The organism is Phenylobacterium sp. (genome assembly GCF_019636135.1).
Classification (GTDB): Bacteria; Pseudomonadota; Alphaproteobacteria; order Caulobacterales; family Caulobacteraceae; genus Phenylobacterium.
The window spans coordinates 151,151-174,099 of record NZ_JAHBYD010000003.1 but is presented as its reverse complement, the minus strand read 5'-3'; the positions used below and the strand labels follow the sequence as shown (position 1 = coordinate 174,099).

Sequence of the window (22,949 nt, the reverse complement as noted above, 5' to 3'; positions counted from 1 at the left end):
TCTTCGCCGCCAAGATCGGAGTGTCATCTGCACTACGCTGCGGCCCGCCGCCGAGGATGGGCGATCAGGTCGCGCTCGGCGTTCAGGTCGTGCCAGAGCACGTAGTGATCGTCGGGATCGCAAGCCACGATCTCCGCCATCTTCGCCACCCGGGCGAACAGGCTGCGCCGCTTCTCACGGGCATGATCGACCACGCCGATCCTGTCCGACCGGAACATCTCAAGCTGTTGTCCGCTGCGCACGGCGTGCGCGTCGTCCTCGTCGAAGGGCGGCGGCGTGGGCACGCAATGCCAGCGCACGTCCAGCTCGGGCAGGTCGTAGCCGGTGTCGTCGCAGCCGACATCCGACGGCCTCGTGATGAACAGCGCCCACGACGCCACCCACATCCAGAACGCCCGCTCCCGGTGCGGGTGCAGGGTCAGCTCGTCGGCCTTCTCCGAGTTGCGCTTGAAGAACCGGGTTTTGGCCTGCCCGATATCCATGATGCCCAGCACCTCGGCGTAGGCCAGCATCTCGATGAAGTCGTTCGGCGAGGGCGTCGCCGTGGCCACGAACCGGAACGGCACACCCGTCAGCTCGTTGGCCGCCGTCCGGAAGGTCTTCGTGCCACCCATTCCGCGCAGGCACGCCGCCTCGTCCAGCGACACGACGTCGAAGCCCGAGAGGTCGACCTTCCCGTCCCGGAACGCCTCGTAGTGCGTGATGTAGAGCCCCGGCCCCCAGCACTCGAACGTCGAGCGCACGAACCGCACCGGCACGCCCATCGCCGCGGCATCGCGCGCGAAATCATGCTTCACCCCCAGCGGGATGACGATCAGCCCCCGTCCGCCGACCCGCGCCGCCCCGACCCCCTCCTCCCCCTTCATGGGGGAGGTGGCCCGAGCCGCAGGCGAAGGGACGGAGGGGGAAGCGTGGTCGAGCTCCACGACACCCAAAGGCTGGCGCCCCAGGTGCAGAAGCACCTGCCACACCGCTTCGAGCTGGATCGACGTCTTCGCCAGCCCGAACGAGGCGAAGCACGCCCGCCGCCCGCCCAGCAGCATCCACCGCACCGCGACCTTCGCATGCGGCTTCAGCCACGGGTTCAGGTCGCCGATCGGCACGTCGATCCCGCCCGCCGGCGCGATCTCCACCTTGTCCTCGAGGAAGGCCCGATAGGCGTCGGGCGCAACGCGCCGCGTCGGGTCGGCCGAGCCCGAAGGGGCGGCGACCGCGGCGCAGGCAAAGGCTTCGCCGTCAGCCATGCGCGAGCCGCGCCTTCACGCCCCGGCCGCAGAACGCGCGGAAGCCGCAGTTCCAGACGTCGTTCAGGTCCAGGTAGACGAAGTATTTCGCCTGCGACGCTGACTTCGCGACGACGACCCGCTCGCTGACGCCGCCGCCGAAGACGCGCCACGCCCGCCTCCCGGCCGCGCGGTCCCGCAGCGCCAGCCACGCCATGACCTGGCGCACGCCGTGCGGCGTCACCCGATAGATCGCGTCCGCGCCGCCGTTGATGAGCCCGACCTTGCGCCAGTAGCTCCCCAGCGTCTCGAAGCGCTCGGCCTCCGGCCCCTCGGCCGGGCAGCAGAAGTGGTTGCGGAACGGCTCGACCCAGCGCCCGGGCGGGCGGCCGAGCGCGTGGTGCATGTCGTCGTAGTCCGCCTCGTCGGGCGTGAGGCCGCGCCGGGTCACGACGCCACCCCGACGACGAACCCGACACACTTGCCGTCGTACTCCTCGTCGCCGAACAGGAACGGCAGCCTGATCTCGGAGCCGTCCAGCGCCATCGTCGGATGGGCGGGCGTCACACCCAGGGGCGCGCCGCGGAAACGCATCGGCGCGTCGCAGATCTTGCAGCGCCCCACGATCTCCAGATAGCCGACGTTCGTGTCGCCGAAGCGCGCTACGTTCAGGTCGAAATGCACGTCGGTGTGCGGGCATTGGGCCGAGCCACTCAAGGCAGCACCGCCCCCCGCACGGCCGCGCCGAGCGTCCAGATCAGCCCCGCCAGACCGGCGAGGCACGCCGCGCCGATGAGGCCCGCGAACAGCCCGAGGCCGAAGCTACGCATGTCGCGCCTCCCAGCCGCCGAGCGCCTGGACCCGGTCGACCTCGGGCAGCAGCCGTTCGGCGAGGTCCGCCGGCGGCCTCCAGTCGAACCAGCCCTGGCGGCCGATCAGCGGCAGCGGCTCGCGCAGCGGCCGCACGTGGTCGAGCCGGAAGCCGTAGCGGCCGGGATCGAAGTTGCCGCACCGCTGGTCCAGGTTGTCGGTCGCCGCCAGCAGCGGCGGGCGGCCCTCGACCAGGTGCGCCGCGTGGTAGCAGCCGGTGAGCTGCGCCACGGCCACGACACAGCCCGCAGGCCTCGTGCGCGCCCAGCCGGGACCGAGGAACACCTCGCACACCTCGTCCGGCGCGCCCGGGCGGTCGCACTTCTTCGCCGCATGGATGGCGACGAGGCCGCGGACCTTCGTCGGCCAATGGCGCGTCTCGTGCCACTTCGCGCCGCAGACGATCAGGCTGGCCCACGGCTCCCAGAGCGACAGGCACGGGATGACGCGCGCGACCGACGCCTCCAGCTCGGCCAGGCCGGGAAGATGCCGGGTCACGACCGGGCCGCCTTCCGGAAGGCCGCGATGTCCGCCTTCAGCGTCTCGGCGTCAGCGGCGAGTTGCATGGCCCGCCCCTCGATCTCCGCCGCCCGCGCCTCGAACGCGTCCAGCGCCGCCAGCCCGGCCTCGCGCGCCTCGTTGGTGTCCGGCCCGAAGAACAGGTCGCGCACCTCGGCGACCCAGGCGCGGGGGACATCCAGCGTCGCCGCCAGCTTGGCGTCCGTCAGGTTCCCGGCGTACCCCCCCCGGAGACACTCCAGTGCTTGTCGATGGCGGCGTGGATGGTCTGGCGCTCCTCGCGCGTCGGCTGGCGCGGGGCGTCCGCGGTCTGCGGCATGGGGTCCTCGACGGCTGCGGCTTCGGGGTTCACGGGTTCGGGGCGCGCGGCCTCGGCGGACGAGGCGACGAGGCGCAGCCGAGGCGGCCGGGCCTGGCAGGCGGCACACAGGTGATGCGACGGGTTCCGCCGGCTGACCTTGAAGCCCGCCCCAGCGAACTTCTTCACCAGCATGTCAGGCGGCAGCAGGCCTCGGGCGCCGTTCACGACCTCGACCGTCGCCGCGCATTTGGCGCACCTGATGCGCCAGATGGCCTGCGCGCCGCCCGGCCCGCGGCTCGCCAGTTCGAAGAGATCCTGGGACGCCACGCTCACGCCGCCATCCTCCAGCCCGGCTGGATGAGGTCGGGGCAGTTGGCGGCGATGAGCGCCGCCGCCGGGGGCGGGCTCACCATGTTGCCGATCATCTGCGTCTGGTGGGTCTTGCTGATCGGCCGGCCCAGATGGTCGAGCGACAGGTCGTAGTCGGCGGGCAGGCCCATGGCCGCCGCCAGCTCGCGCGGCGTCAGCATGCGCAGGCCGATGTCGACGATCATCCAGACGTCGAAATCGGCAACCACGGAACGCCCGCTCTGCGGGCTACACGGAACGCCGGCTTCGCCGGCTCCACGGACAGAGGTCTCCGACGCCGCCGGGCCATCCCCGGAAACGCCGCGCCCTTCCGTGTGGCGCGCGCCATGCGCGCCTTCCGTGTCTTCCGTGGTCCCGGCCGAAGGCCGCCGGGGCAGCAGCACCAGCCCGAACTTCAGCCGGCCCTGCAGCGTCGCCGCCGGGTCGTCCCACTCCGCCTGGGTCGGCACGCCGAAGTGGCGCCAGAGGAAGTCCAGCACGGCGCCGCGACGCCCGACCGGCCCGCCGTCCAGCTCCAGCCGCGCCTCGATCAGCCGCTGCGTCGGCCCCCAGCCGCTCCCCTCGCCGCCGCCGGCCACGATGGTCGACACCGGCTCGCGCTGGTCGTGCCCGACCGCCCCGGTGTTCGCCTGCTCCAGCCAGGTCGCGACGAGGCTGAGCCGATCCTTGCCGGTCGAGGTCCGCGCAGGCTCGCCGATGTCGTTCCCGCGCTCAGCCTCGCAGCCGTAGTAGGCGTCGAGGTGCGCCGCGACGACCTGCGTCTTCCCCGAACCGCCCGGCATGACCGTCGGCGCTGGATCGCCGACGTCGGCCCCGTGGCTTCCGCCGAACTGGCGCGAGAGACTGGCCGCGATCAGGCCCGACTTGCCGCCGTCGCCCTCAGTCATGACCGTAGGGTGCGGGTCGTTGAGGTCGCGAGCGCTGGACGTGCCGAACTGCCGCAACAGCGTGGCCGCCGCGACCTGTCCGCCGTTGGCGTCGGGCACGATGGTCGGCAGCGGATCGCCGACGTCCTGCGCCCGAGGCGCCTGCCGCTCCCGCTCGCCATAGCGCGGGACCAGCGTGGCCGCCGTCAGCGCCACGCCACCGTCGCCGGTGTTCGTCGCCATCGGCTCCTCGGGATCGCGCACGCCGTTGCGCGCCGCGGCCGAGTGGAAGTTCGTCCGCACCAGCGAGCCCGCGACCAGCGCGCCGTCGCCGCCGCCCGCGTGGACATGGCCGGCGGGATCGTGGAGGTCCCGCGTCCGCGAGCCCGGGCGCTCCCCGTGCTCGCCGTGGGCGAGGCCGACCAGGTTGGCTGTGACCAGCGCCTTGTCGTGATGCCCGGTCTGGGTCCGCGCCGGGTCATCGACCGGCCACGCGCGCTCTTCGGCGCCGTGGGCGACGCTGGCGAGATGCGACGTGACGAGCCCGTGCCGGGTCGCCCCCGCCATGATCGTGTGGATCGGATCGCGCGGGTCGGTGAAGGTCGAGTTTTCCTGGAACTTCACCACGTTCGCGACGGCCGGATCGACCAAGGCGTATTCGCCGCCCTTGCTCGACGTCAGCGTCGGAACCGGCGTGTCGCGCACGCCGTGCGCGCGGTCGCCGCCCCAATTCCGCTGCGAGATGTTCACGAGGAACGGATCGGCCGAGCCGATGACGTAGCGCTCCATCCCGCGGGCGATGCGCTTCTGCGTGGCGGCGACGAGCGGGCGCTTCACCCGCTTGCCCGTCCGCTTCGCCAGATCGTCGACCTCGCCCTCGTCGAGGAAGATGGACGGGCAGTCCTGCCCCCAGTCGATGATGGTGTGCGCGCCGACCCACGGCTTCAGGCCCAGCCGCGCGCAGTCCTTGCGCGGCGCGTGCGTCCGCTCGGGCCACACGATGGGCCGCCCGTCGAAGCGGACGATCACGTAGAGCCGCTTGCGCGTCGTGGGCGCGCCGTAGTCGGCGGCGTTGATCACCCGCCATTCCACCACGCCGCCGACGCGGCGCAGCTTGGCGACGAAGCTCCGGAACGTCTCGCCGCGCCGCGCCTGGATCGGCTGGCCGGCCTCGCCGGGAACCAGCACGCCGTCCGCGCCGACGGCGCGCCAGTCGTCCGGGCGGCGGTAGACCGGCCCGGCCTGTTCGAACTCCTCGACGTTCTCGATCATGATCACGTCGGGCCGGCGCGTCGCCACCCACGGCAGGATCGACCAGAGCAGGCCGCGGATCCGCTCCGACTTCGGCGCCGCGCCCTTCGCCTTGGAGAAGTCGGTGCAGTCCGGCGAGAACCAGGCGAAGGCGATGGGCTCGCCCGGCAGGACGCTGCGCGGGTCCACGTCGAAAATGTCGGCGCAGTGGTGCTCGGTCTGCGGGAAGTGCCGCTGGTGGGCGCACACCGCCGTCATCCAGTGGTTCATGGCGACGTCCGGGTCCCAGCCCGTCGCCATCTTCCACGCCACGCTCGACCCGCCGCCGCCCGCGAAGCCCACGACCGAGCGCGGCTTCTCGCTGGCCCGCCGCGCCTTGCGCCGCAGCGCTTCGAACGCCTTCGACTTCTCGCGCAGCCGCGCGACCTGGGACCGCTCGACCAGCTCAGCCATTGGTCACGCGCTCCAGGCGCGGGTTCGAGCCGACAAGGACGCGGTAGCAGCCCATCGACTTGCGCAAGGCGCGGTCGATGCGGTCGAGCGTCCGCTGCGACAGCGGGCGCGGCAGCGGGCGGGAATGGCCCGGACAGGCCGGGCTCGTCCAGACGATCGTCGGCAGCGGATCGCCGAACACGCTGCGCGGATCGAGATCGTCTCCGGCCAGCGGACGGACGGCCTGTGGCCAGTGGTTGAGCAACGGGTCAGCCACAGGCCACCTCGAAGCGGCGCGGCTTGAAGAGACCGTGGACGCCCTGCAGCTTCACGCTGTCGCCCACGAAGCGCTCGAAGGTGACGGTCGTCCCCACGGCGAACGGCGGCTTCTTCGCGCCGGTCCAGCCCGAGACGTCGATGACGGTCAGCGCCGCGCCCGGGCGCAGCGGAAGCCTACGGACGGACAACGAACGGCCCCCTCTCGAACCTGCGGAACTGCGCCGTCGCGGCGCTCAGCAGCGCCGCGCCGCGGACGGTCAGGGTGTCGTCGCGCGCCAGCAGGCCGCGACGGACGCAGGCTTCCCGCGCGAGGTCGTCCAGCGCGGCCTCGCCGAGCCGCGCGAGGGCCAGCTCGCGCACCATCGGCATGGACGGGACGTAGCGGCGGGCGGACGCGCCGGGATGCGGCGGCCTATGCATCGGCGCGGCCCCGCAGGCGCCAGCGCTGGTGGCGCCTGCCCTCTTCGGGCATCGGCCCGGCCTCGACGACGCCCTCATGTTCCAGCGCCGACAGCGCGCGGCAGACGTCCAGCTCCTTGGCGCCCGCCAGCGTGGCGAGCCCCATGCTGCTGCACGCCCCGTCCGCCAGCGCGAACAGCAGCCGCTCGCGCAGCGGGCTCTCCGCCGTCACCGCCTCGGGCACGACGATCCCGGCGGGCGCGGGCGCGCGGCGGGGCGTCTCGATCCCGACCCGCAGCGCCCAGGCGGCGGCGTCCGCCGCCAAGGCCTCCGCCCGGTCCCAGCCCGCGTCGCCGCGCGCCCGCAGCTTGCAGACCGACCCCTCGTTGACGCCCAGCATCACCGCCGCGCGCCGCACCGACATCAGCCCGGCCACGTTCAGCCCCGAGGCGGCGGCCAGCAGCGCGCGCCGGCGGCCCGTGGGCGGACCGTCCAGCCACGCGGCCGGTTCCTCCCCCAGCGAGATGACGGCGGCCAGCACCGCATGCGCCGCCAGGTCGGCGGTCACCCCGCCCGGCATCGTCGTCATGGACAGGCCTCCCCCTCCGATGGACATCAGTCGGTCCCTCCGGACTGGCGCGCCCACGTCCCCTGCGCGCGCATCGTCTGGTGCAGGGCCAGGAAGCGGTCGACGCCGCGCGCCGTCTCGCGCATGGCCGGCGCGCACGCCGTGCGCGTCTCGGGCCCGTTGGCCGGGTGGGCGAAGGCCCGCACCGCCCAGAGGAAGGCCGCGAACTGGTAGCGCGCCGGCTCGGCCGGCGACGGGAAGCTCTCGCCGGCCAGCCCCTTCACCCGGTCGCGCAGGCGCATCAGGTCCAGCGCGGCCGCCTCGCCGCCGTCGTCCGACCGGCCCTCGTCCAGCGCCGCGCGCGCCAGCCGCTCCGCCAGGTCCACGAGCCCGATCACCTCGGCCCCGCTCACCGCCCGGGCCGCCACGACCGCGCCGCGCGGGGCGAAGTGCGGACGCCCGCCCCTCACGGCCGCACCCCCGTCCGCTCATCCCCCCGCCCGTTGTCCGGACGGGGGGACTCGTCGTCTCCTGACATCGCCACAACCCCAGGAGAAAGCAGATGGCGGACTTCGGCCTCGACGCGACCGAGCTGGATATTCCCTGCCCGCAGTGCGGCCACGAGACGGCGCGCAGCATCGGTCGGCTCAAGCGAGAGCACGGCCTCGACTGCGGAGGCTGCGGACGCCACATCGACACGGACGCGGAAGAGCTCGAGCACCAGGTCCGGGCGGCCGTCCAGCGCGGCGCCGACCTCCTGGCCCAGCAATTGAAGCGCCTGCGCTAGCCGCGCGGCCTCGCCGACCTCCTGCGCGAGGTCCGACAGCAGCGCGGCCGCCCCACGGGCCTGACGGACGCGCCGGCTCACGGCCGCGCCCCCGGCGCAGTCATCCCACCGAAGGCCCAGCCTAACGCAGCGGCCGTCTCGCCTCGGCCCACCCAACTCGGGGAAAACGCGCGCGGCTCTTGGCCGCGCTTCCCAACGGTGCTGCTTGCGACCTTAGATCGCAGGATGGGGGCGGGTTTACCTTGGGGGGAACAGATGGAAACCTGGACGGACGAACTGATCCGGCACGCACGCGCCGAAGCCGCGACGCCCGAGGGGCGCGCGCGGGTGGTGGCGGCGCTACGGGAGACGCTCGCGGCGGTGGAGGGAATGCGGGTAGCCGCACAAGCTACACCCGACGGCGTCGCGGAGGCGCTGGACGGCCTGTCGGAGAGCCTGATCTGCGCCTGCGAACACGCCGCTCTGTTGCAGGAAGTCTTCACACCTGCCCCTCGGCGCTGACAGGTTCCGGCAAGCCACGCATGTCGCGGGGATAGAAGTGGGCGGCCACAATCGCCCCCTCAGTGAAGCGATGGATCAATTCCATCACCTCGACTCCAGGGACGCGCCGCCGGCTGTCACTGAACGGCAGGCGGATCAGCCGGACTGTCTCGATGGAGGGAACGCGCAGGCGGCGGTCGCTTTCGCAGGAAAGGGTCGCCGCGACGTGCGCGAGGCCATCCACAACGTCGCGCAACTCCAGGCCGCGCTTCCAGCACCACTCGTCGAACTCGTTCCGACCGATTTCTTCTGGCGCTTCCGCCACAGCGACCATCCCTCTGCCTGGGTCGCTGTTGAATGCGTGGTTGATTTGTTGTTTATGTCAACGTTGTCTTAACGGAGAAGTCGGCGTTGCAGCTTATTGCGATCAACGCCCGCTCCGCGTCCCCTTTGGGGATGCCGCTGACCCACGCCCCCAAAAAAGCCGAACAGCAGTTGAACGGCCAAGCCCTCTACAACTTGCGCAATCGCGCGGACGTCACGCTGGCCACAGTCGGGCGCGCCCTCGGGATGACGGGCGCTGGCTGGCACAACTACGAGAAGGGCGATCGGAAGTTTAGCGCGGACAAAATCGAGAAGGCGCTCAGCGCGATCGGTGCGACCGAACACGACTTCGAAGCCGAAAGGGCCCGCATCCTCCAGACGCCATCGGGTCAGACATTGGGGTTCGCCGAAGCCGCAACGCCGTTCATCTTTAACCTGCATGGCCGGCCCGACGCCCAGGACAGCCGACCGACTCGCAGGCTGGATCTGCGCCAGGTTCTCGGACGCACGATCGACGCGCTTGAGGTCGCAAGCGACAGGGTGAGCCCCTGGGCGGAGAGCGGCGAACTGGTGCTGTTCGACAGAGCGAGGTCACCGCGGCGCGGGAAGGGCTGCGTGATCGAACTGAAATCGGGGGGCTTCGAGGTGCTGCTTTACGAGAAGTCGGACGGGTCGCGGTACTACGTCAAGGAGTTGTACCCCGAAGAGCGGGTCGTGACCTACAGCGTGAGCGACGTCCGCGGCGTGTTTCCCGTCGTGTTCAGGGGCGACTAGGCATCCACTACCGGGCGGGGCGCCAGACGCTGGTCTTCCCGACGAAGGGGCTTGAGTGGCCGGTAAAGCCGCCAGCGTCAGCCGGCGATGCAGCCTAGAGCTGAGGAACGCAGGCGATGCTGTGGGGAGGCGGACTACTGGGTCAGCGTGACCCGAGCGGCCTCGCCCCGACTAACAAACACGGTGTTCATCAACTCTCCACCCTGCTCTCCCCCGCCCCGGGCCGCGCTCAAGCCCAACACTTCCCATCGCACTCGCGTAATCACGGCGTAGCCACCATCCGCCAAGCCGCTGAACTCGAACTCGCCCCTGACATTGCAACGCGCGGTCCTTATGAACGCTGACGCACCGGCGTGGAGCGGGTAAGTCTTCGCACGCTCCACAACGCTGGCGATAGGCACGTAGGCCGAGGCCGCTGAGCCGTAGACATGATCCAGCCAGTCGAGTGTGTAGTAGGTCAGCGGCACCAGTTGCACGCTCTCGCCAGCACAGGTCCTGACGTCACCGCCGCGGGTACGCAGGAAGGCGTCGCCACGGATCGAGTTGCCGCCACCTGCGGCGTACTTCAGGTATTCTGACGGATCAAACGTCTTCACTCCACCGCGGACTGGACCCGCGGTCACGGGCTCCTCCGCCGGCTCGACGATGATCGGCCGTCGCCCAGATGCTTGCGCCAGCATCACCAACGCCACGAAGATTGCCGCCGTCAAATCAAATGCTCCCGGTCGACTGCGAACGGTAAAGCTTTGCGCACCGACGACGCGACGTCGAGATCGCCCGCGCCACCCCCCCTCAACGCTCGTTTGTTTCCGTTGCGTTGACACATTCAACAAAGAAGCGTTTATTTCAACCGTTCCGCGTCGGGACGGGGGCTCGTTCAGCACTTCACCCCCAACGGATGGAGCGGTCGGGCCACCCCCGGCCCGGCCACCCCCCTCCCGGCGCGGACGCTGAGCGAAGGGGAATGTCATGGCAGCAGTTGCGGCGCAGGCCTCCATCCGCGCCCGGGCGCTGGACGTCATCGTCCGGCACACCGGGCCGATCGGCATCGGTGAGAAGCTGACGGAGGCCCGCGACGCGATGCTGTGCGCCGTCGTCGTCTGCGACCTGGAGGCCACCTTCGGCGTCGACCTGGACGACTTCTGGCGCGCCGCCTCGGTCGAGGAGCTGGCCGCCCAGGTCGAGGCGCAGGCGGATTTCCGGGCCATGGCGACCGCGGCGGCCGTGTCCAACCGCGCCGTCGACCTCGCCCTCGAACGCGCACGCCGTGCGCGCGCCCCGCTCTTTCCCGCCGCCACGGCCCGCGATGCGCGGATGCGGCGGCGGCCCGGCCTTGCGCGGGAGGCGCGGCCGTTCACCGACATCCGCGCCGCCGCCCTGAACGCGGCGACCTTCTGGGGCGTCGTCGCCCTCTCGGCGCTGGCCGCCGGCCTGATCGACGCCTGGGGGCTCTGAGCCATGGCCCAGCCGCTCCTCATCAGCATCGACGGCGACGAGCCGTTCCCGACCACCCTCGCCTCTTTCCTCACGGACAACGAGTTCGGCGACGACGAGATCGCCGACATCCGCGCCCGCCTCGACGAGGGCGCCATGTACTTCGGCGGCGGCGGCGCGGCGCCCGAGTGGGTCGTGGGCCATCCCGTCATCGTCACGGCGTGGCAGTCGTGGGAGACGCCCGACGGCCTGAACGAACTCTACGCGGCGTTCTGCCGTCGCGAGGGCCTGCCGCCGGTCCCGGTCGAGGATCAGGACAGGCGCCGCCTGACGCCCGTCCAGGCCGCATGGCTCGGCGACTTCCAGTATCGCCGGGACCGCGCCCAGGCCCGCGCCGCCCGCAAGGCGCGCGAGGCCGCCCGCGCCAGGGCCACGGCCGCCTGATGTTCCGCTCGACCTATCAGGAGGAGCGCGCCGAGCTGGACGGCGCGCGCCTCGAAGGCCTGCGCTGGGTTCCCGCACGCCGTGCGCGGCCCGCCCTCCCCCTCATCCTCGCCGCCCTCGCGCTGGCCGCCCTGGCGGCCGCGGCGGCCCTCGCCCTCGGAGTTCGCCCGTGAACGAAGCCCTGTCCCTCGCCGCCCTCAACGTCTCCCTGCTCGAAGCGATCAAGGCCGGGCCGGTCGACGGGCCGTCGGAACTGGCCGAGCGCGCCGGGATCGTGCCAAACCACGTCCAGCGCAAGCTGGGGAGCCTGATCGAGAACGGGCTGGTCGGGAAGACCGGGGAGCGCTCCACCGACGTCGCCCTCACCGCCGCGGGCGAGCACGCGCTGGCCACCATGGCCTTCTGGGCCGAGGACGCGACGGCCGCCACCGCCGGCGACGGCGGCGCCTACATCCCCTTCGACCTGATCGACCCGTGGGCCGGCAACCCGCGCACCTGGTTCGACCCCGCCTCGATCGAGGACATGGCCCAGTCGATCGCGGACAAGGGCGTGCAGCAGCCGATCACGGTGCGCGAGGTCGGCGGCCGCTATCAGGTCTACATGGGCGAGCGCCGCCGCCGCGGCGCGCGGCTCGCCGTCGAGCGCGGCTGGGTCCCCGCCGACTTCCGCGTCCCCTGCCTCGTGCGCGAGGTCGACGAGGTCGAGGCCGTCGAGCTGGCCGGCATCGAGAACATCCAGCGCGACGACCTGCACTGGATGGACCTCGCCCGCTACTTCCTCAAGCTGATGAACCCGCCCTTCGCCCGGTCGGGGCCGCAGCTCGAGCGCCTGTTCGGCCGCAAGTATTCGGCGCGCAAGGTGCAGGACTACGCCAAGATCGCCCGCGAGCTGCCCGCCGCCGACCAGGCCCGCGCCTACCTGCCCGAGTGGCTCGACGCCGAGCACACGAAGAAGAACCCCGACTGCCTGACCTATGTGCAGGCTCGCGGCATGGTGGGGGACAAGAAGGAGAAGCCGGCGCTCGACCTGACGCCGAAGCTGGCGCTGACGCTGCTGGAGCTGGTCCACGCGGCCACGCCGGACGGCGTCCTCCCCACGACCGGGAGTGTCGCGGCGACGCTCTACGCGGCCCCGACCGGCGGGCCGCTCGGCACGCTGAGCGAGCGCGGGCTGGTCGAGCTGAGGTTCGACCGCGCGGGCTACCAGTCCGGCCATCGCGCCACCGACATGGTCGCGCGCGTGGCCCTGACGCTCGACATCCAGACGTGGCTGCGCCAGGTCGGCTTCGGCGCGGATCGCGCCGCCGCCCTCTTCAAGGCCCGCGCCGACGTCCTGGGCGGCGAACTGCACGCCGCGGCCCGGCCGCCCGGCCGGTTCGTCACCGACCAGCTCAACCCTCCTGCGCCGAGGGCTTCGGAGGGCGAGCCCGCGGAGGGCCCGGTGGAAGGGCCGGAGGATTTCCCGGACGGTGACGGCGCCCAGGCCGGCGCGCTGTTCGGCGAGCCCGAGGGCGAGGCGCCCCGGCAGGCCGACGAGGTTCCCGACGGAGCTCCCGACGAAGACATCCCCGATTACCTTCGTCGGCTTGCCGGGGGAGGCTCGTCGCCGCCTCCCCCGGCCCTTTCGGTTCCTCCCGCGCCCCAGCCCGTCCCGGCGCCGAAGGCCGAACCCGAGGCCCCCGCCCTCCCCGCCATGCTGGCCATCGTGCTGGTCGAGCTGGCGCACCGCATCGGCGTCGAGGGCATCGAGCGCGGGCCCGAGACCTGGGCCGTCCCGGTCCTCGCCGGCTGGCAGGACGACAAGCGCACCGGCCTCCTGATCCGCGATCACCGCATGATCGCGATGATGGCGCAGGGCGAGCGCACGCTGGCCTGCCTGACGAGGCGCGGCCTCGACTGGCTGCTCTCCAACGCCCGCGCGATCGTCGTTCTGGGCCGCGCCCAGATGACCTTCCCGGTCCTCGAGGATCAGCAGGTCAGGCTGGCCGGCTCGACGCCGAGCGGCCGCACCTACCACACCCCCTGGCTGAACCCCGTTCCTCCCCCCGAGGGGGAGGTGTCGCCGCAGGCGACGGAGGGGGCTTCCACTCCCGTCGGGGCCGCCGCCGGTCACGCCTCTCCCGCGGGAGAGGATGGAGCCGTCCGCGAGGCGGTCTCCGGCGCGGCCCCGGCCGAGCCGATGTACGAGGGCGCGATCCCGCCCGCCGTCCTGGCGCTGATCGCCGTCGATGGCGCGGCGCGGCAGCTCGCCGAATTCGTGGACCGCCTGCCGTCCCAGGCCAAGACCCCGAAGCGCGAGGAGGTCGCCCGCTACGTCGAGATGGTCGACCGCGCCCGCGACGCGGCGAAGCGCTTCCTGCCCGCCGACGAGGCCGGCACGCCGCAACCCGAGTGGGTGAACACCATCAACGCCTTCGTGGACGACGCCGTCGCCTTCCTGGCACGCGACCGGGGCCCCACGTCGGAGCCGCCCGAGAAGCAGGCCGCGGGGCCGCCCGAAGACCTCGCCTGGAACCTGGCCAGCGCCGCGCGATGCGGGGCGTTCAGCAACGCCCTCCTCTACGCGGCCCACCTCAGCCACAAGCTCCGCGGCCACGACAACCCGATGGCGCTGACCGCCGCCGCCTTCGACGACTTCGCCGCGTTCAAGGACCGAGACGGCGGCCTCGGCTCGGCCGCCCTGCTGACGCTTCGCGTCGGCGACGTCGTCGAAGGCCAGACGGGCACGCGGTATCGGCTGCTCGGTCAGGCCGCCGAGGGGCTGGAGGCGCAGACCCTCCGCAAGGACGGGACCAACGGCCCCAGGAAGACGCTGAGCCTCGCCGACATCGTCAAGGTTCGGTCGTGATTTGGACAGGCCCCTCGATCCGTCCATCCGAAGCAGACCCCGTGCTTGCGGACATGGCGAGGAAGTACGGCTTCAAGCCTGACCGTTCGGAAATTCTGGCGACCGATTGGCTAGCCACGGCCTGCCATCGCGAGCGGCTGCGGCCGCCCGAGCGTATCGTCGACCTCTCCTGCGGCCACAAGGCCGTCACGCGCGCCGCTCGCGCGATGCAGTGTCCGCGCTGCACGGAGATGATCCGCCAGGGCCACGACTACGAAGGTTGGATCAACAACCGCCAGCATGTCTACGACGGCATGATCTGGCGGGCGGACCCTTGCCGCCACTTCAACGAGCGCACCGACCTGGGCGGCGGGTTCATCGACGAACCCGCGCCGAGCGGCGACGCGAACCTCCCTGCACCCTGAGAGAAGGAACCTCCCCATGGAGATCAAGGACTTCGACGCCAGCATCCTGAACTGGAGCCTGAAGAAGGGCTCGCACACCTTCCCCGGCCCGGAAGGCGGGACCTGCATCAACGAGGCCGCCATCGTCGCGGCGGGGTTCGAATACAAGGCTGTCAAGAGCTGGCGCGACTGCCCGCCGTGCTTCTCGCCGGTCCTCGCCGCCTACGCGCTGAGCCTGAACGACCGCATGCCCGACAGCCTGCGCAACCCGCTGCTGATGCCGTTCGTGACCCGGCTGGCCGGAACGCACGATACGCTGGACGTGGAGAAGGCCCGGGCCGTCCACATCGCCCTCGGCATGGTCCGCAACATCCTGCCGATCACCCTGCGCCATCGCGGGATGACGGACCTCGCGGACCGGCTGGCCGCCACGGCGACCCTGGACCTCGCCGCGACCCTGGCGGTCGCGCGCGAAATTCGTATCGAGGCGCAGGATCGCCGCGTCGCGGCGCTCAAGGCCCACTACGTCGCCCGCAACAAGCGCTGGGCGGCGGAGGCGGCGGAGGCGGCGGCGGAGGCGGAGGCGGCGGAGGCGGCGGCGGCGGAGGCGGCGGCGGCGGAGGCGGCGGCGGCGGAGGCGGAGGCGGCGGCGGCGGCGGCGGCGGCGGCGGAGGCGGCGGCGGAGGCGGCGGAGGCTTGGTGGTTCCCCAGCTACCCGACGCTTCAGCGGGAGCTGTGGACCGCCACGACCGTCATCCTCGACGGGGCCATGAGGATCGGGCGTCAGCCCGAGGCCCTGGAGATCGCGGTCGTCAAGGACCGGATGGACGCCATCCGCAAGTCGGTGGCCGCGTGATGGTCTCCCTGGCCCCCGGCGAGCTCGTGGCCTCCGGTCTCGCTGCGCCGGGGGCCAGGGGTGGCTCAGCGACTTCACCGGAGCCCTTCGCGCGCGACATGTTCGCCGAAGGGCGCACCCTCAAGGCCGTCTCGCTCTGGCAACCCTACGCGGCGCTGACGGCGCGCGGCCTGAAGACCATCCTGACGATGCATCGGCCGACTGACCATCGCGGGCCAGTGGCCATCCATGCGGCCGCCACGATCGACTTGGCCGGCGCGCCCGACGACCTCTGCCTCTCCGGCCTCGGCCCCCACTGGGCCGACCAGGTCGCGCGCAGCGCCATGGTGGCCGTCGCGACGCTGTTCGACTGCACGCCCTGCGCCGACCTCGACACGAGCCGCCTGACGCGCGCGGAACGCGCCGCAGGCGTCTTCTCCGGCCTGCGCTTCGCATGGCGCCTCGCCGACATCCGCACCCTGCGGCGGCCGATCCCCTGCGCCGGCCGGCAAGGCCTGTTCAACTGGACCCCGCCCGCCGACCTGGATGACCGGCTCGGCCCGCCCCGCGACCACCTCGCCCTGGCGCACGCGATCGGCTGGGGGATGCGCCCGCGGGCCGACGCATGAGCGCGCGCCGCAGGGAAATCGACCTCACCGACCACGGCCCCCTGAAGCGCGCCGACGGCGCCCCAGCGTACAACGGCTACTTCTGGTCCTGCGGCGAGAACAACCACTACCAGCTTCGCCGCTACGCCGACCGGGACTGGATGCTCTGGGTCGTGCCGCTCAATGACGGCCGCTGGCTCGCGAATCCGCCCGGATCCTATCTTCGCGGGCCGTTCTTCCCCTCGCGCGAAGTGGCGCTTCGGACCGCCGTGGCGCGGGTGCTCTGGACCCTCCGCCAGCGCCGCCGGCCGCACACGCAGAGCGGCCATCACATCTTGTTCTACCATGTCTCCCCGGCGGCCGCGGGCCATGTGCAGGCGTGGCTGTTCGACATCCTGATCCGCAACTTCGGTCGCCGCCGTCGCTGGCGCCGCCGCCGCGCCATCGGCCGGGCCCAGGAGCAGGTCGCCCTGGCGGAGACGCGCTACGACTGGATCCAGAGAGACATCCAATTCGCGGCGGATCGCAGGGCCGGCGAATACCCCCGCAGGGGCAAGCGCGCCCAGGATGCGTGGGGCGCATGCTACGACGCCGCCGTGGAGATCGAGGCTGAGAGGCGCGCCGCGAAGACGGCCGCCGCCTTGATGCGCCTCTCGGCCGCCGAGCTGCGCCTGCAGCGCGTGGCCGCCGCGAGGCCGGCATGAGCGCAAGACGCCAGCCCCAGCCCGCGCCGCCGCCCGACCCGTTGCCGCCCGACCTGTTGGCCTTCGTCGAGGCCCTTGCCCGCGCCGACGCGGGCGCTGACTATGACGTCGCCCTTGCCGGCCCAGCCGAAGCGAGCCTCTGGACCGATGACGACTTCTGACCGCGCGTCGCATGAGCTTCACCGCCCCGCTGGGGACATGGGGTCATCGGCCGATCCGGTCCGCGTCGCCCTCTACGCCCGCTTTTCGGACGACGTCCAGAAGGCGCGCTCCATCCCGCAGCAGCTCCAACTCTGCCGGGAGTTCGCCGAGCGGTTGGGCTGGGTGGTGGTCGCCGTCTTTGTCGACGAGGCCATCTCGGGCGCCGCGCGGGCGAACCGGCCGGGCATGCTGCAGGCCCTCGCGGCCGGGATCGCCGGCGACTTCGACATACTGCTCGCCGAGGACGCCGACCGGCTCGCCCGGAACCTTGAGGACTTCGCTCATCTCTGGAACCGCTACGAGGACGCCGGCCGCCAGCTCTGGACTGTCGCCGACGGCCGCAAGCTGGAGTTGATGGATGTCGCCTGGAAGGGTTTCGGGGCGCAGGATTTCCTCCGCAACCTGTCAGCGAAGACGCGGCGCGGCATGCGCGACAACGCCGAGGCCGGGCTCGCCACCGGCGCACGGGTCTACGCCTATCGCTCGCAGCCGGGCGGCGCGATCAACATCGTGCCGGCCGAGGCCGTGATCGTGCGCGAGATCTTCGACCGCTACGCCGCTGGCGAGAGCCTGCGCGCCATCTGCGCCGAGCTGAACGCCCGCGGCGTCCCCTCGCCCTCCGGCGGTCGCTGGGCCCCCTCGACCATCACCGGCTCGCGCCAGCGGGGCAACGGCGTCCTGCGCCAGGCGCTCTACGCCGGCGAGAAGGTCTGGAACCGGGTCGCCATGTCCAAGGACCGCTCGACCGGCCGACGCCTCTCGCGTCCGCGCCCGCCGGCAGAATGGAAGCGCACGCCGGTTCCGCACCTGCGGATCGTCGGCGACGACGCCTGGAGCGCCGTCCAGGCCCGCCTCGAGGCGGCCGGAGCGGCCGCCCCGCTGCATCGGCGGACCGCGCCGCCGCGCCTGTTCTCGGGCCTGATCCGCTGCGCTGAATGCGGGGCGGCCATGACCACCTTCAACGGCCGCGGCCGGCTCATCTGCGCCGCCCGGCGCGCGCATGGACCCACGGCCTGCGGCAACGACCGCAGCGTCGAGCGCGCCCACGTCGAACGCCGCGTGCTCGCCGGACTGCGGGACCGGCTCCTGCATCCCGAGGCGGTCCGCGCCTATATCCGGACCTATCACGAGGCCTGGGCCGCGCGGCAGGCTGCGCACGCGGCGCGCACGGCGCCCCTCGCGCGCCAGCTCGCCGAGCTGGAGCGGCGGATCGCGCGCATACTGGACGAAGTCGAGGACAGCGGCGGCAGCCCGCGGCTGCGCACCCGCCTCGCCGAGCGCGAGGCAGAGCGCGACCAGGTGGCCGCCGCGCTGGCCCGGGCCGAGGTCGGCGAGCCGCCGCCGATCCGGCTGCATCCCGGCCTCGCCGAGGCCTATGCCCGGCGGATCGCGGCCATCCAGGCGCACCTCGATGCGCACGGCGTGCGCGCCAACGCCGGCGACGCCGCCTCGGCCGAGACGATCGCCAACCTGCGCAAGATGATCGCCCGCATCGACGTCCGCGCCTTCGACGGCCTCGCGGGCGAGGAGGTCATGATCAACCTCAGAGGCACGCTGGCCGCCTTCCTCCGCAGCGACAGCGGTTCGGGGGCCCCCTCCGGGGCCCCCTCTTTCGCTCTCGCGGTGGGGCATCTGAATAATGTGGTAGCTGGGGGCGGGCTCGAACCGCCGACCTGTGGGTTATGAATCCACCGCTCTAACCAGCTGAGCTACCCAGCCACGAGCGATGCCCCACCACGAGAGGCGCGGGTTATAGGGGCGGGACGGCTGCACTTCAAGCGCTTGGGCGTGGGCGAATGAGGCGCTAGGGTCGCGCCTGCGATGAGCGTCCTGCACCTCCTGGGAACGGCCGGCGAAGGCGGCGCGGAGACCTATTTCGTCGACCTCGTGAAGGCGCTGCACCGGGCGGGCGTGCCCGAAGCGGCGGTCATCCGCAGGAACGCGGACCGCGAGGCGCGGCTGAGGAAGGCCGGCGTGCCCGTGAAGACCCTCCGTTTCGGCGGCCCCATCGACATCCTGACCCGCCCGGCGGCGGCGGGGTTCGCGGCGCTCAACAAGACCAAGGTGGCGCTGGCCTGGATGAACCGCGCCGCGCGCCATACGCCCCGCGGGCCGTGGGCGCGGATCGGCCGCCTCGGCGGCTACTACAATCTCAAATACTACAGGAACTTCGACCACCTGGTGGCCAACACCGAGGACATCGCCGAGTGGGTCGTGGGCCAGGGCTGGCCCGCCGGCCGCGTCACCTGCATCCCCAACTTCGCCCGTGTCCCCGCCGCCGACGCCGCGCCCGTGGACCGTGCGAGCCTGGACACGCCGCCGGACGCGCCGCTGCTGCTGGCCATGGGCCGCCTGCACGACGCCAAGGCGCACGACATCAGCCTGCAGGCGCTGGCGCAGCTCCCCGGCGCCTACCTGTGGATCGCCGGCGTGGGCCCGCTGGAGGCGAAGCTGAAGGGGATGGCCGAGGCGCTGGGCGTGGCGTCGCGGGTGCGCTTCCTGGGCTGGCGGACCGACGCCTCGGCGCTCTACCGGACGGCCGACGTCTGCGTCTTCCCCTCGCGCTACGAGCCGCTGGGCAATGTGGTGATCCAGGCCTGGGCGCACCGGCTGCCCGTGGTGGCGGCCGAGAGCCAGGGGCCGAAGGCGCTGATCCAGGACGGCAAGGACGGGGTGCTGGTCCCCATCGACGACGCCGACGCCCTGGCGGCCGCCGCGCGCCGGCTGCTGGCCGACCCGGCGCTGCGCCGGCGCCTCGCCGAGGCGGGCGCACGGCGGGTGGACGGGGAGTTCGCCGAGGCGGCCGTCGTCGCGCGCTGGAAGGCGCTCTTCGCCGAGTTCGGAGCCGCCTGAATGTGCGGCATCGCGGGGCAACTGGGCGGCGCGCCGGACGCCGCCGCCAGCGTCATCGGCCCGATGATCGGCGCGCTGACCCACCGCGGCCCGGACGGCGTGCGGACCGAGACCCTGGCCGACGCGGCGCTGGCCCACGCCCGGCTCTCGATCATCGACCTGGAGGGCGGCTGGCAGCCGCTGCACGCCGCCGGCGGCACGGTCGTCGGCAACGGCGAGATCTACAACTACGTCGAGCTGGCCCGCGACCACGGCCTCGCGCCGTCGCTGGCGACCGGCTCGGACTTCGAACCATTGCTGCACCTCTACGCCCGCGAAGGCCCGGACGCCCTGACCCGCCTGCGCGGCATGTACGCGCTGTGCCTGATCGGCCCCGACGGCCGCACGTTCCTGGCCCGCGACCCCTTCGGCATCAAGCCGCTCTACCTGATGGAGCACGCTGGCGGCCTGGCCTTCGCCTCCGAGCCTCGCGCGTTCTTCGCCGCGGGCCTGATGCAGCGGGTGCTGGACGACGGCGCCGCCCGCGAACTGCTCGACCTCAACTACGTGCTGCGCGAGCGCACCGCGTTCCGGGGCCTGCGCCGCCTGGCCCCGGGCGAGGTCGTCGAAGTCCGCGACGGCCGCATCGTCAGCAGCCACCGCTTCCCATCCCTCCCCTTCAGGGGAGGGACAGCTCGTCAACGGCGAGCAGGGTGGGGAAGCGCAGGCCAGGGCGCCGACGTCGGGGATGAGCCCGATTTCCCCACCCTGACGGCTGCGCCGTCTGTCCCTCCCCTGAAGGGGAGGGATGATGCGGTGGTCGCCCGGCTCGACGCCGTGCTCGAGGACAGCGTGCGGGTGCATCAGCGCTCGGACGTCCCCTACGGCCTGTTCCTGTCCGGCGGCGTCGACTCCGCGGCGATCGCGACGCTCATGGCGCGGCTCAACGAGCGGCCCGTCACCGCCTACACCTGCGGGTTCGACGCGCCCGGCGCCGCCGACGAACGGGCGCAGGCCGAGCAGGTGGCGCGTGCGCTGGACCTCGACTGGCGCGAGACCAGCTTCGGCGAGGCGGACTTCTGGCGGATCCTGCCGCAGGTGGCCTGGGCGCTGGACGACCCCACCGCCGACTACGCGACCCTGCCCACGTACAAGCTCGCCGAGGCGGCCAGGGGCGCGCTCACCGTCGTGCTCACCGGCGAGGGCGGCGACGAGCTGTTCGGGGGCTATGGGCGCTATCGCCGGGCGCTGCGGCCCAGGCTCCTCGGCGGCCGGCCCGCCGAGCCGCGCGGCGCCTCGCCCGAGGTGCTGGCGGCGTGGCGCGACACGGCGCGGCCGCCACGCGGCCTGACGCCCCTGCAGGAGGCGCAGTGGGCCGACGTGGTCACCTGGCTCCCCAACGACCTCCTGCTGAAACTCGACCGCTGCCTGATGGCGCACGGCCTGGAGGGCCGCACGCCCTTCCTCGACCCCGCCGTCGCCGCCTTCGCCTGGCCCCTGCCCGACCGGCTCAAGGTCCGTGGCGGCTACGGCAAGTGGATCCTGCGCAAGTGGCTGGAGCGCGCCTGCCCGGCCGCAGAGCCCTGGGCGAGGAAGCAGGGGTTCACCGTGCCCGTCGAGGCCTGGATCGCACCCCGCGCCGCCGACCTCGCCGCCAACCTGCCCAAGGTCGAGGCCGTCCGCCGCCTCGTCCCCGACGCCGCGGCGCGCATGGGCGCGGCCGGCGGGCGCTGGCCGCTGCTGTTCTTCGCCGTCTGGTCGCTCATCCACCTGGAAGGCGCCGCGCCGGACGACGCGCTGCGCACTGTCCTGGGGAGCTGACGGGAGACCGGCGTCGGACGCCAGCGCGAGCTGGAACCCTCCCCGGGGAGATATTCAAAAACCGCTCTACACCCTTGTCATCCCGGTTTCGCCGCAAGGCGAAGACCGGGACCCAACCTTCCGGTGCTCTGAGCTGGCCAGCATGGCCCGACCGCCGGGGCCGCCCCTAACCATCGACGCACCCGACGGTTGGGTCCCGGTCTTCGCCTTGCGGCGAAACCGGGATGACAAAGGGAGGGTTAGCGTCCCACTCCCAGCCTCTCCGCCACCTCCTCGCCGATGGCCAGCGACGAGGTGAGGCCGGGGCTTTCGATGCCGAACAGCGCCACCAGCCCCTCCAGGCCGTGGACGCCCTCGGCGTCGAGGCGGAAGTCGGGCTGGGGCTCGCCGGGGCCGTGGATCTTGGGGCGGACACCGGCGTAGTCGGGCGAGAGCGCGCCGTCCGGCAAGCCCGGCCAGAACCTGCGGATGTAGCGGTAGAAGGCCGGCGCCGCGGCCGGATCGACCGTGTAGTCCGGCGCGTCGACGTAGGTGAGGTCGGGCCCGAACACGCCCTGGCCGCCCATGTCGCGCCGGTAGTGGGTGCCGAGCGCGCCGGGAATCGGCGGCGGGTAGATCAGCCGCTGGAACGGCGCCTTGCCGGTCAGGCGGAAATACATGCCCTTCCCGTAGTGCGCCGGCGGGATGAGGTTGGCCGGGAAGCCCGCGATGGCCGCCGCCACGCCCTGGGCCGAGAGCCCCGGCGCGGTCACCAGCCGCCGGCAGGTCAGCGTCGTGGGCTCCGCGCCGCCGGCGCGCACCTCGAACCCGCCCGGCTCCAGCGGCGTCGCGCCCTCGAACGGCGTGGCCAGCACCACCGCCCCGCCCGCCGCCTCGATCTCGCCCTGCAGCGCCAGCATGTAGGCGTGGCTCTCGAACACCCCGCTCTGCGGCGACAGCAGCGCCCCCTCGCAGGCCAGTTCCGGTTCCAGGGCGAGCGCCTGGGCCTTGCTGAGCCGCTCCATGCCCTCGACGTCGTTGGTCAGCGCCTGCTCGAGGATGGCGTCCAGGCGCGGCAACTCGTCGGCCGTCTGGGCCACGACCAGCTTGCCGCAGCGGTCGTACGCCACGTGGTGCGCGTCGCAGAAGGCGTAGAGCAGGCGGCGGCCCTCGACGCACAGCCGCGCCTTCAGCGAACCGGTCGGATAGTAGAGCCCGCCGTGGATCACCTCGGAATTGCGCGAGGAGACGCCCTGGCCGATCGCCTGGTCCCGCTCCAGCACCGCCACGACCTGGCCGCGCTTCGCCAGCGCATAGCCGCAGGCCAGCCCCACGGCGCCCGCCCCCACGACCACCGCATCGAAATCGAACTCGGCCATGCGCCCCTGTTACCCGTCGTCGCCCCGCAGAAAAAGGCC

30 protein-coding genes and 1 tRNA gene are annotated in these 22,949 nt (G+C 72.5%); 15 read left to right on the top strand and 16 right to left on the bottom strand.

Annotated elements, in window-relative coordinates; all coding sequences use genetic code 11:
- Positions 1 to 32: 32 nt before the first annotated feature.
- From KF737_RS03330 to KF737_RS03275, 12 genes are all read right to left on the bottom strand, one after another.
- Positions 33 to 1,244, bottom strand: a complete 1,212-nt coding sequence (locus KF737_RS03330) for a hypothetical protein (protein ID WP_296450360.1) — start codon at positions 1,242 to 1,244, stop codon at positions 33 to 35.
- Positions 1,237 to 1,674, bottom strand: a complete 438-nt coding sequence (locus KF737_RS03325; protein ID WP_296450358.1) for a hypothetical protein — start codon at positions 1,672 to 1,674, stop codon at positions 1,237 to 1,239. Before KF737_RS03325 ends, KF737_RS03330 begins: the two co-directional genes overlap by 8 nt.
- The gene (locus tag KF737_RS03320) at positions 1,671 to 1,940 is read right to left on the bottom strand and encodes a hypothetical protein (RefSeq protein ID WP_296450356.1); all 270 of its coding nucleotides are present in this window, start codon (positions 1,938 to 1,940) and stop codon (positions 1,671 to 1,673) included. Before KF737_RS03320 ends, KF737_RS03325 begins: the two co-directional genes overlap by 4 nt.
- A gap of 105 nt (positions 1,941 to 2,045) precedes the next feature.
- Positions 2,046 to 2,591 carry an ASCH domain-containing protein gene (locus tag KF737_RS03315; RefSeq protein ID WP_296450354.1) on the bottom strand — a complete coding sequence of 182 codons (546 nt, stop codon included), beginning with the start codon at positions 2,589 to 2,591 and terminating at the stop codon, positions 2,046 to 2,048.
- Positions 2,588 to 2,764: a hypothetical protein gene (locus tag KF737_RS03310; protein ID WP_296450352.1), complete on the bottom strand. Its 177-nt coding sequence runs from the start codon at positions 2,762 to 2,764 to the stop codon at positions 2,588 to 2,590. The genes KF737_RS03315 and KF737_RS03310 overlap by 4 nt, the downstream gene beginning before the upstream one ends.
- A gap of 53 nt (positions 2,765 to 2,817) precedes the next feature.
- A complete protein-coding gene (locus KF737_RS03305) occupies positions 2,818 to 3,246 on the bottom strand; it encodes a hypothetical protein (protein WP_296450350.1) in 429 nt (142 codons plus the stop codon).
- Positions 3,243 to 5,852 (bottom strand): DNA cytosine methyltransferase, encoded by a 2,610-nt coding sequence (locus tag KF737_RS03300; RefSeq protein ID WP_296450347.1) that lies wholly within the window; start codon positions 5,850 to 5,852, stop codon positions 3,243 to 3,245. The genes KF737_RS03305 and KF737_RS03300 overlap by 4 nt, the downstream gene beginning before the upstream one ends.
- Complete coding sequence (locus tag KF737_RS03295) at positions 5,845 to 6,108, bottom strand: hypothetical protein (protein ID WP_296450345.1); 264 nt, start codon at positions 6,106 to 6,108, stop codon at positions 5,845 to 5,847. Before KF737_RS03295 ends, KF737_RS03300 begins: the two co-directional genes overlap by 8 nt.
- On the bottom strand, positions 6,101 to 6,298 hold the full coding sequence (locus tag KF737_RS03290; protein ID WP_296450344.1) for a hypothetical protein: 198 nt from the start codon (positions 6,296 to 6,298) through the stop codon (positions 6,101 to 6,103). The genes KF737_RS03295 and KF737_RS03290 overlap by 8 nt, the downstream gene beginning before the upstream one ends.
- Positions 6,285 to 6,530 carry a hypothetical protein gene (locus KF737_RS03285; RefSeq protein WP_296450342.1) on the bottom strand — a complete coding sequence of 82 codons (246 nt, stop codon included), beginning with the start codon at positions 6,528 to 6,530 and terminating at the stop codon, positions 6,285 to 6,287. The genes KF737_RS03290 and KF737_RS03285 overlap by 14 nt, the downstream gene beginning before the upstream one ends.
- Positions 6,523 to 7,098: a hypothetical protein gene (locus tag KF737_RS03280; protein WP_296450341.1), complete on the bottom strand. Its 576-nt coding sequence runs from the start codon at positions 7,096 to 7,098 to the stop codon at positions 6,523 to 6,525. Before KF737_RS03280 ends, KF737_RS03285 begins: the two co-directional genes overlap by 8 nt.
- Positions 7,099 to 7,124: 26 nt before the next feature.
- Positions 7,125 to 7,547 carry a hypothetical protein gene (locus KF737_RS03275; RefSeq protein WP_296450339.1) on the bottom strand — a complete coding sequence of 141 codons (423 nt, stop codon included), beginning with the start codon at positions 7,545 to 7,547 and terminating at the stop codon, positions 7,125 to 7,127.
- 92 nt (positions 7,548 to 7,639) lie between these two features.
- Between KF737_RS03275 and KF737_RS03270 the strand changes: the two genes are divergently transcribed.
- Positions 7,640 to 7,864, top strand: a complete 225-nt coding sequence (locus KF737_RS03270; RefSeq protein ID WP_296450337.1) for a hypothetical protein — start codon at positions 7,640 to 7,642, stop codon at positions 7,862 to 7,864.
- Positions 7,865 to 8,119: 255 nt separating this feature from the next.
- Positions 8,120 to 8,365, top strand: a complete 246-nt coding sequence (locus KF737_RS03265) for a hypothetical protein (RefSeq protein WP_296450335.1) — start codon at positions 8,120 to 8,122, stop codon at positions 8,363 to 8,365.
- On the opposite strand, the gene KF737_RS03260 is transcribed toward KF737_RS03265, so the two are convergent.
- Positions 8,343 to 8,678: a hypothetical protein gene (locus KF737_RS03260; RefSeq protein WP_296450333.1), complete on the bottom strand. Its 336-nt coding sequence runs from the start codon at positions 8,676 to 8,678 to the stop codon at positions 8,343 to 8,345. The two genes, KF737_RS03265 and KF737_RS03260, sit on opposite strands and share 23 nt — an antisense overlap.
- Before the next feature lie 122 nt (positions 8,679 to 8,800).
- Here KF737_RS03260 and KF737_RS03255 point away from each other — a divergent pair, with 122 nt between their 5' ends.
- Complete coding sequence (locus tag KF737_RS03255; RefSeq protein WP_296450331.1) at positions 8,801 to 9,442, top strand: helix-turn-helix transcriptional regulator; 642 nt, start codon at positions 8,801 to 8,803, stop codon at positions 9,440 to 9,442.
- A gap of 134 nt (positions 9,443 to 9,576) precedes the next feature.
- Here KF737_RS03255 and KF737_RS03250 read toward each other — a convergent pair whose 3' ends face one another.
- Positions 9,577 to 10,152, bottom strand: coding sequence for a hypothetical protein (locus KF737_RS03250; protein ID WP_296450329.1), 576 nt, complete (start codon positions 10,150 to 10,152; stop codon positions 9,577 to 9,579).
- A 259-nt stretch (positions 10,153 to 10,411) separates the two neighbouring features.
- Here KF737_RS03250 and KF737_RS03245 point away from each other — a divergent pair, with 259 nt between their 5' ends.
- From KF737_RS03245 to KF737_RS22440, 10 genes are all read left to right on the top strand, one after another.
- A complete protein-coding gene (locus KF737_RS03245) occupies positions 10,412 to 10,897 on the top strand; it encodes a hypothetical protein (protein WP_296450327.1) in 486 nt (161 codons plus the stop codon).
- 3 nt (positions 10,898 to 10,900) lie between these two features.
- On the top strand, positions 10,901 to 11,320 hold the full coding sequence (locus KF737_RS03240; protein WP_296450325.1) for a hypothetical protein: 420 nt from the start codon (positions 10,901 to 10,903) through the stop codon (positions 11,318 to 11,320).
- Positions 11,320 to 11,493, top strand: coding sequence for a hypothetical protein (locus KF737_RS03235; protein ID WP_296450323.1), 174 nt, complete (start codon positions 11,320 to 11,322; stop codon positions 11,491 to 11,493). The genes KF737_RS03240 and KF737_RS03235 overlap by 1 nt, the downstream gene beginning before the upstream one ends.
- Entirely contained in the window at positions 11,490 to 14,168 is a 2,679-nt protein-coding gene (locus KF737_RS03230) for a ParB/RepB/Spo0J family partition protein (RefSeq protein WP_296450321.1), read from the top strand. Before KF737_RS03235 ends, KF737_RS03230 begins: the two co-directional genes overlap by 4 nt.
- Before the next feature lie 53 nt (positions 14,169 to 14,221).
- Positions 14,222 to 14,572 carry a hypothetical protein gene (locus KF737_RS03225; RefSeq protein ID WP_296450319.1) on the top strand — a complete coding sequence of 117 codons (351 nt, stop codon included), beginning with the start codon at positions 14,222 to 14,224 and terminating at the stop codon, positions 14,570 to 14,572.
- 16 nt (positions 14,573 to 14,588) lie between these two features.
- Positions 14,589 to 15,407 (top strand): hypothetical protein, encoded by an 819-nt coding sequence (locus KF737_RS03220; RefSeq protein ID WP_296450317.1) that lies wholly within the window; start codon positions 14,589 to 14,591, stop codon positions 15,405 to 15,407.
- A gap of 98 nt (positions 15,408 to 15,505) precedes the next feature.
- Positions 15,506 to 16,015: a hypothetical protein gene (locus tag KF737_RS03215; protein ID WP_296450315.1), complete on the top strand. Its 510-nt coding sequence runs from the start codon at positions 15,506 to 15,508 to the stop codon at positions 16,013 to 16,015.
- The gene (locus KF737_RS03210; RefSeq protein WP_296450314.1) at positions 16,012 to 16,698 is read left to right on the top strand and encodes a hypothetical protein; all 687 of its coding nucleotides are present in this window, start codon (positions 16,012 to 16,014) and stop codon (positions 16,696 to 16,698) included. Before KF737_RS03215 ends, KF737_RS03210 begins: the two co-directional genes overlap by 4 nt.
- Entirely contained in the window at positions 16,695 to 16,859 is a 165-nt protein-coding gene (locus KF737_RS03205; RefSeq protein WP_296450293.1) for a hypothetical protein, read from the top strand. The genes KF737_RS03210 and KF737_RS03205 overlap by 4 nt, the downstream gene beginning before the upstream one ends.
- Positions 16,801 to 18,585 carry a recombinase family protein gene (locus KF737_RS22440; RefSeq protein WP_367273207.1) on the top strand — a complete coding sequence of 595 codons (1,785 nt, stop codon included), beginning with the start codon at positions 16,801 to 16,803 and terminating at the stop codon, positions 18,583 to 18,585. Before KF737_RS03205 ends, KF737_RS22440 begins: the two co-directional genes overlap by 59 nt.
- Here KF737_RS22440 and KF737_RS03190 read toward each other — a convergent pair.
- Positions 18,542 to 18,618, bottom strand: a tRNA-Met gene (locus KF737_RS03190). The genes KF737_RS22440 and KF737_RS03190 overlap by 44 nt on opposite strands.
- 102 nt (positions 18,619 to 18,720) lie before the next feature.
- Here KF737_RS03190 and KF737_RS03185 point away from each other — a divergent pair.
- Together KF737_RS03185 and asnB are read left to right on the top strand one after the other, a co-directional pair.
- Positions 18,721 to 19,752 (top strand): glycosyltransferase, encoded by a 1,032-nt coding sequence (locus KF737_RS03185; RefSeq protein ID WP_296450287.1) that lies wholly within the window; start codon positions 18,721 to 18,723, stop codon positions 19,750 to 19,752.
- Positions 19,753 to 21,552 carry an asparagine synthase (glutamine-hydrolyzing) gene (asnB, locus tag KF737_RS03180; protein WP_296450285.1) on the top strand — a complete coding sequence of 600 codons (1,800 nt, stop codon included), beginning with the start codon at positions 19,753 to 19,755 and terminating at the stop codon, positions 21,550 to 21,552.
- Between the two features lie 239 nt (positions 21,553 to 21,791).
- Here the strand turns inward: asnB and KF737_RS03175 are convergent, their stop codons facing one another.
- Positions 21,792 to 22,910 carry an NAD(P)/FAD-dependent oxidoreductase gene (locus KF737_RS03175; protein WP_296450283.1) on the bottom strand — a complete coding sequence of 373 codons (1,119 nt, stop codon included), beginning with the start codon at positions 22,908 to 22,910 and terminating at the stop codon, positions 21,792 to 21,794.
- Between the last annotated feature and the right edge of the window lie 39 nt (positions 22,911 to 22,949).

What these genes read in the sequence shown, in the direction of transcription:
- KF737_RS03330 (WP_296450360.1), bottom strand. Translation starts at nt 1,244, where the DNA reads ATGGCTGACGGCGAAGCCTTTGCCTGCGCCGCGGTCGCCGCCCCTTCG.
- KF737_RS03300 (WP_296450347.1), bottom strand. Translation starts at nt 5,852, where the DNA reads ATGGCTGAGCTGGTCGAGCGGTCCCAGGTCGCGCGGCTGCGCGAGAAG.
- KF737_RS03285 (WP_296450342.1), bottom strand. Translation starts at nt 6,530, where the DNA reads ATGCATAGGCCGCCGCATCCCGGCGCGTCCGCCCGCCGCTACGTCCCG.
- KF737_RS03280 (WP_296450341.1), bottom strand. Translation starts at nt 7,098, where the DNA reads ATGACGACGATGCCGGGCGGGGTGACCGCCGACCTGGCGGCGCATGCG.
- KF737_RS03270 (WP_296450337.1), top strand. Translation starts at nt 7,640, where the DNA reads ATGGCGGACTTCGGCCTCGACGCGACCGAGCTGGATATTCCCTGCCCG.
- KF737_RS03265 (WP_296450335.1), top strand. Translation starts at nt 8,120, where the DNA reads ATGGAAACCTGGACGGACGAACTGATCCGGCACGCACGCGCCGAAGCC.
- KF737_RS03260 (WP_296450333.1), bottom strand. Translation starts at nt 8,678, where the DNA reads ATGGTCGCTGTGGCGGAAGCGCCAGAAGAAATCGGTCGGAACGAGTTC.
- KF737_RS03255 (WP_296450331.1), top strand. Translation starts at nt 8,801, where the DNA reads ATGCCGCTGACCCACGCCCCCAAAAAAGCCGAACAGCAGTTGAACGGC.
- KF737_RS03245 (WP_296450327.1), top strand. Translation starts at nt 10,412, where the DNA reads ATGGCAGCAGTTGCGGCGCAGGCCTCCATCCGCGCCCGGGCGCTGGAC.
- KF737_RS03240 (WP_296450325.1), top strand. Translation starts at nt 10,901, where the DNA reads ATGGCCCAGCCGCTCCTCATCAGCATCGACGGCGACGAGCCGTTCCCG.
- KF737_RS03235 (WP_296450323.1), top strand. Translation starts at nt 11,320, where the DNA reads ATGTTCCGCTCGACCTATCAGGAGGAGCGCGCCGAGCTGGACGGCGCG.
- KF737_RS03225 (WP_296450319.1), top strand. Translation starts at nt 14,222, where the DNA reads ATGGCGAGGAAGTACGGCTTCAAGCCTGACCGTTCGGAAATTCTGGCG.
- KF737_RS03220 (WP_296450317.1), top strand. Translation starts at nt 14,589, where the DNA reads ATGGAGATCAAGGACTTCGACGCCAGCATCCTGAACTGGAGCCTGAAG.
- KF737_RS03215 (WP_296450315.1), top strand. Translation starts at nt 15,506, where the DNA reads ATGTTCGCCGAAGGGCGCACCCTCAAGGCCGTCTCGCTCTGGCAACCC.
- KF737_RS03210 (WP_296450314.1), top strand. Translation starts at nt 16,012, where the DNA reads ATGAGCGCGCGCCGCAGGGAAATCGACCTCACCGACCACGGCCCCCTG.
- KF737_RS03205 (WP_296450293.1), top strand. Translation starts at nt 16,695, where the DNA reads ATGAGCGCAAGACGCCAGCCCCAGCCCGCGCCGCCGCCCGACCCGTTG.
- KF737_RS22440 (WP_367273207.1), top strand. Translation starts at nt 16,801, where the DNA reads ATGACGTCGCCCTTGCCGGCCCAGCCGAAGCGAGCCTCTGGACCGATG.
- KF737_RS03185 (WP_296450287.1), top strand. Translation starts at nt 18,721, where the DNA reads ATGAGCGTCCTGCACCTCCTGGGAACGGCCGGCGAAGGCGGCGCGGAG.
- asnB (WP_296450285.1), top strand. Translation starts at nt 19,753, where the DNA reads ATGTGCGGCATCGCGGGGCAACTGGGCGGCGCGCCGGACGCCGCCGCC.
- KF737_RS03175 (WP_296450283.1), bottom strand. Translation starts at nt 22,910, where the DNA reads ATGGCCGAGTTCGATTTCGATGCGGTGGTCGTGGGGGCGGGCGCCGTG.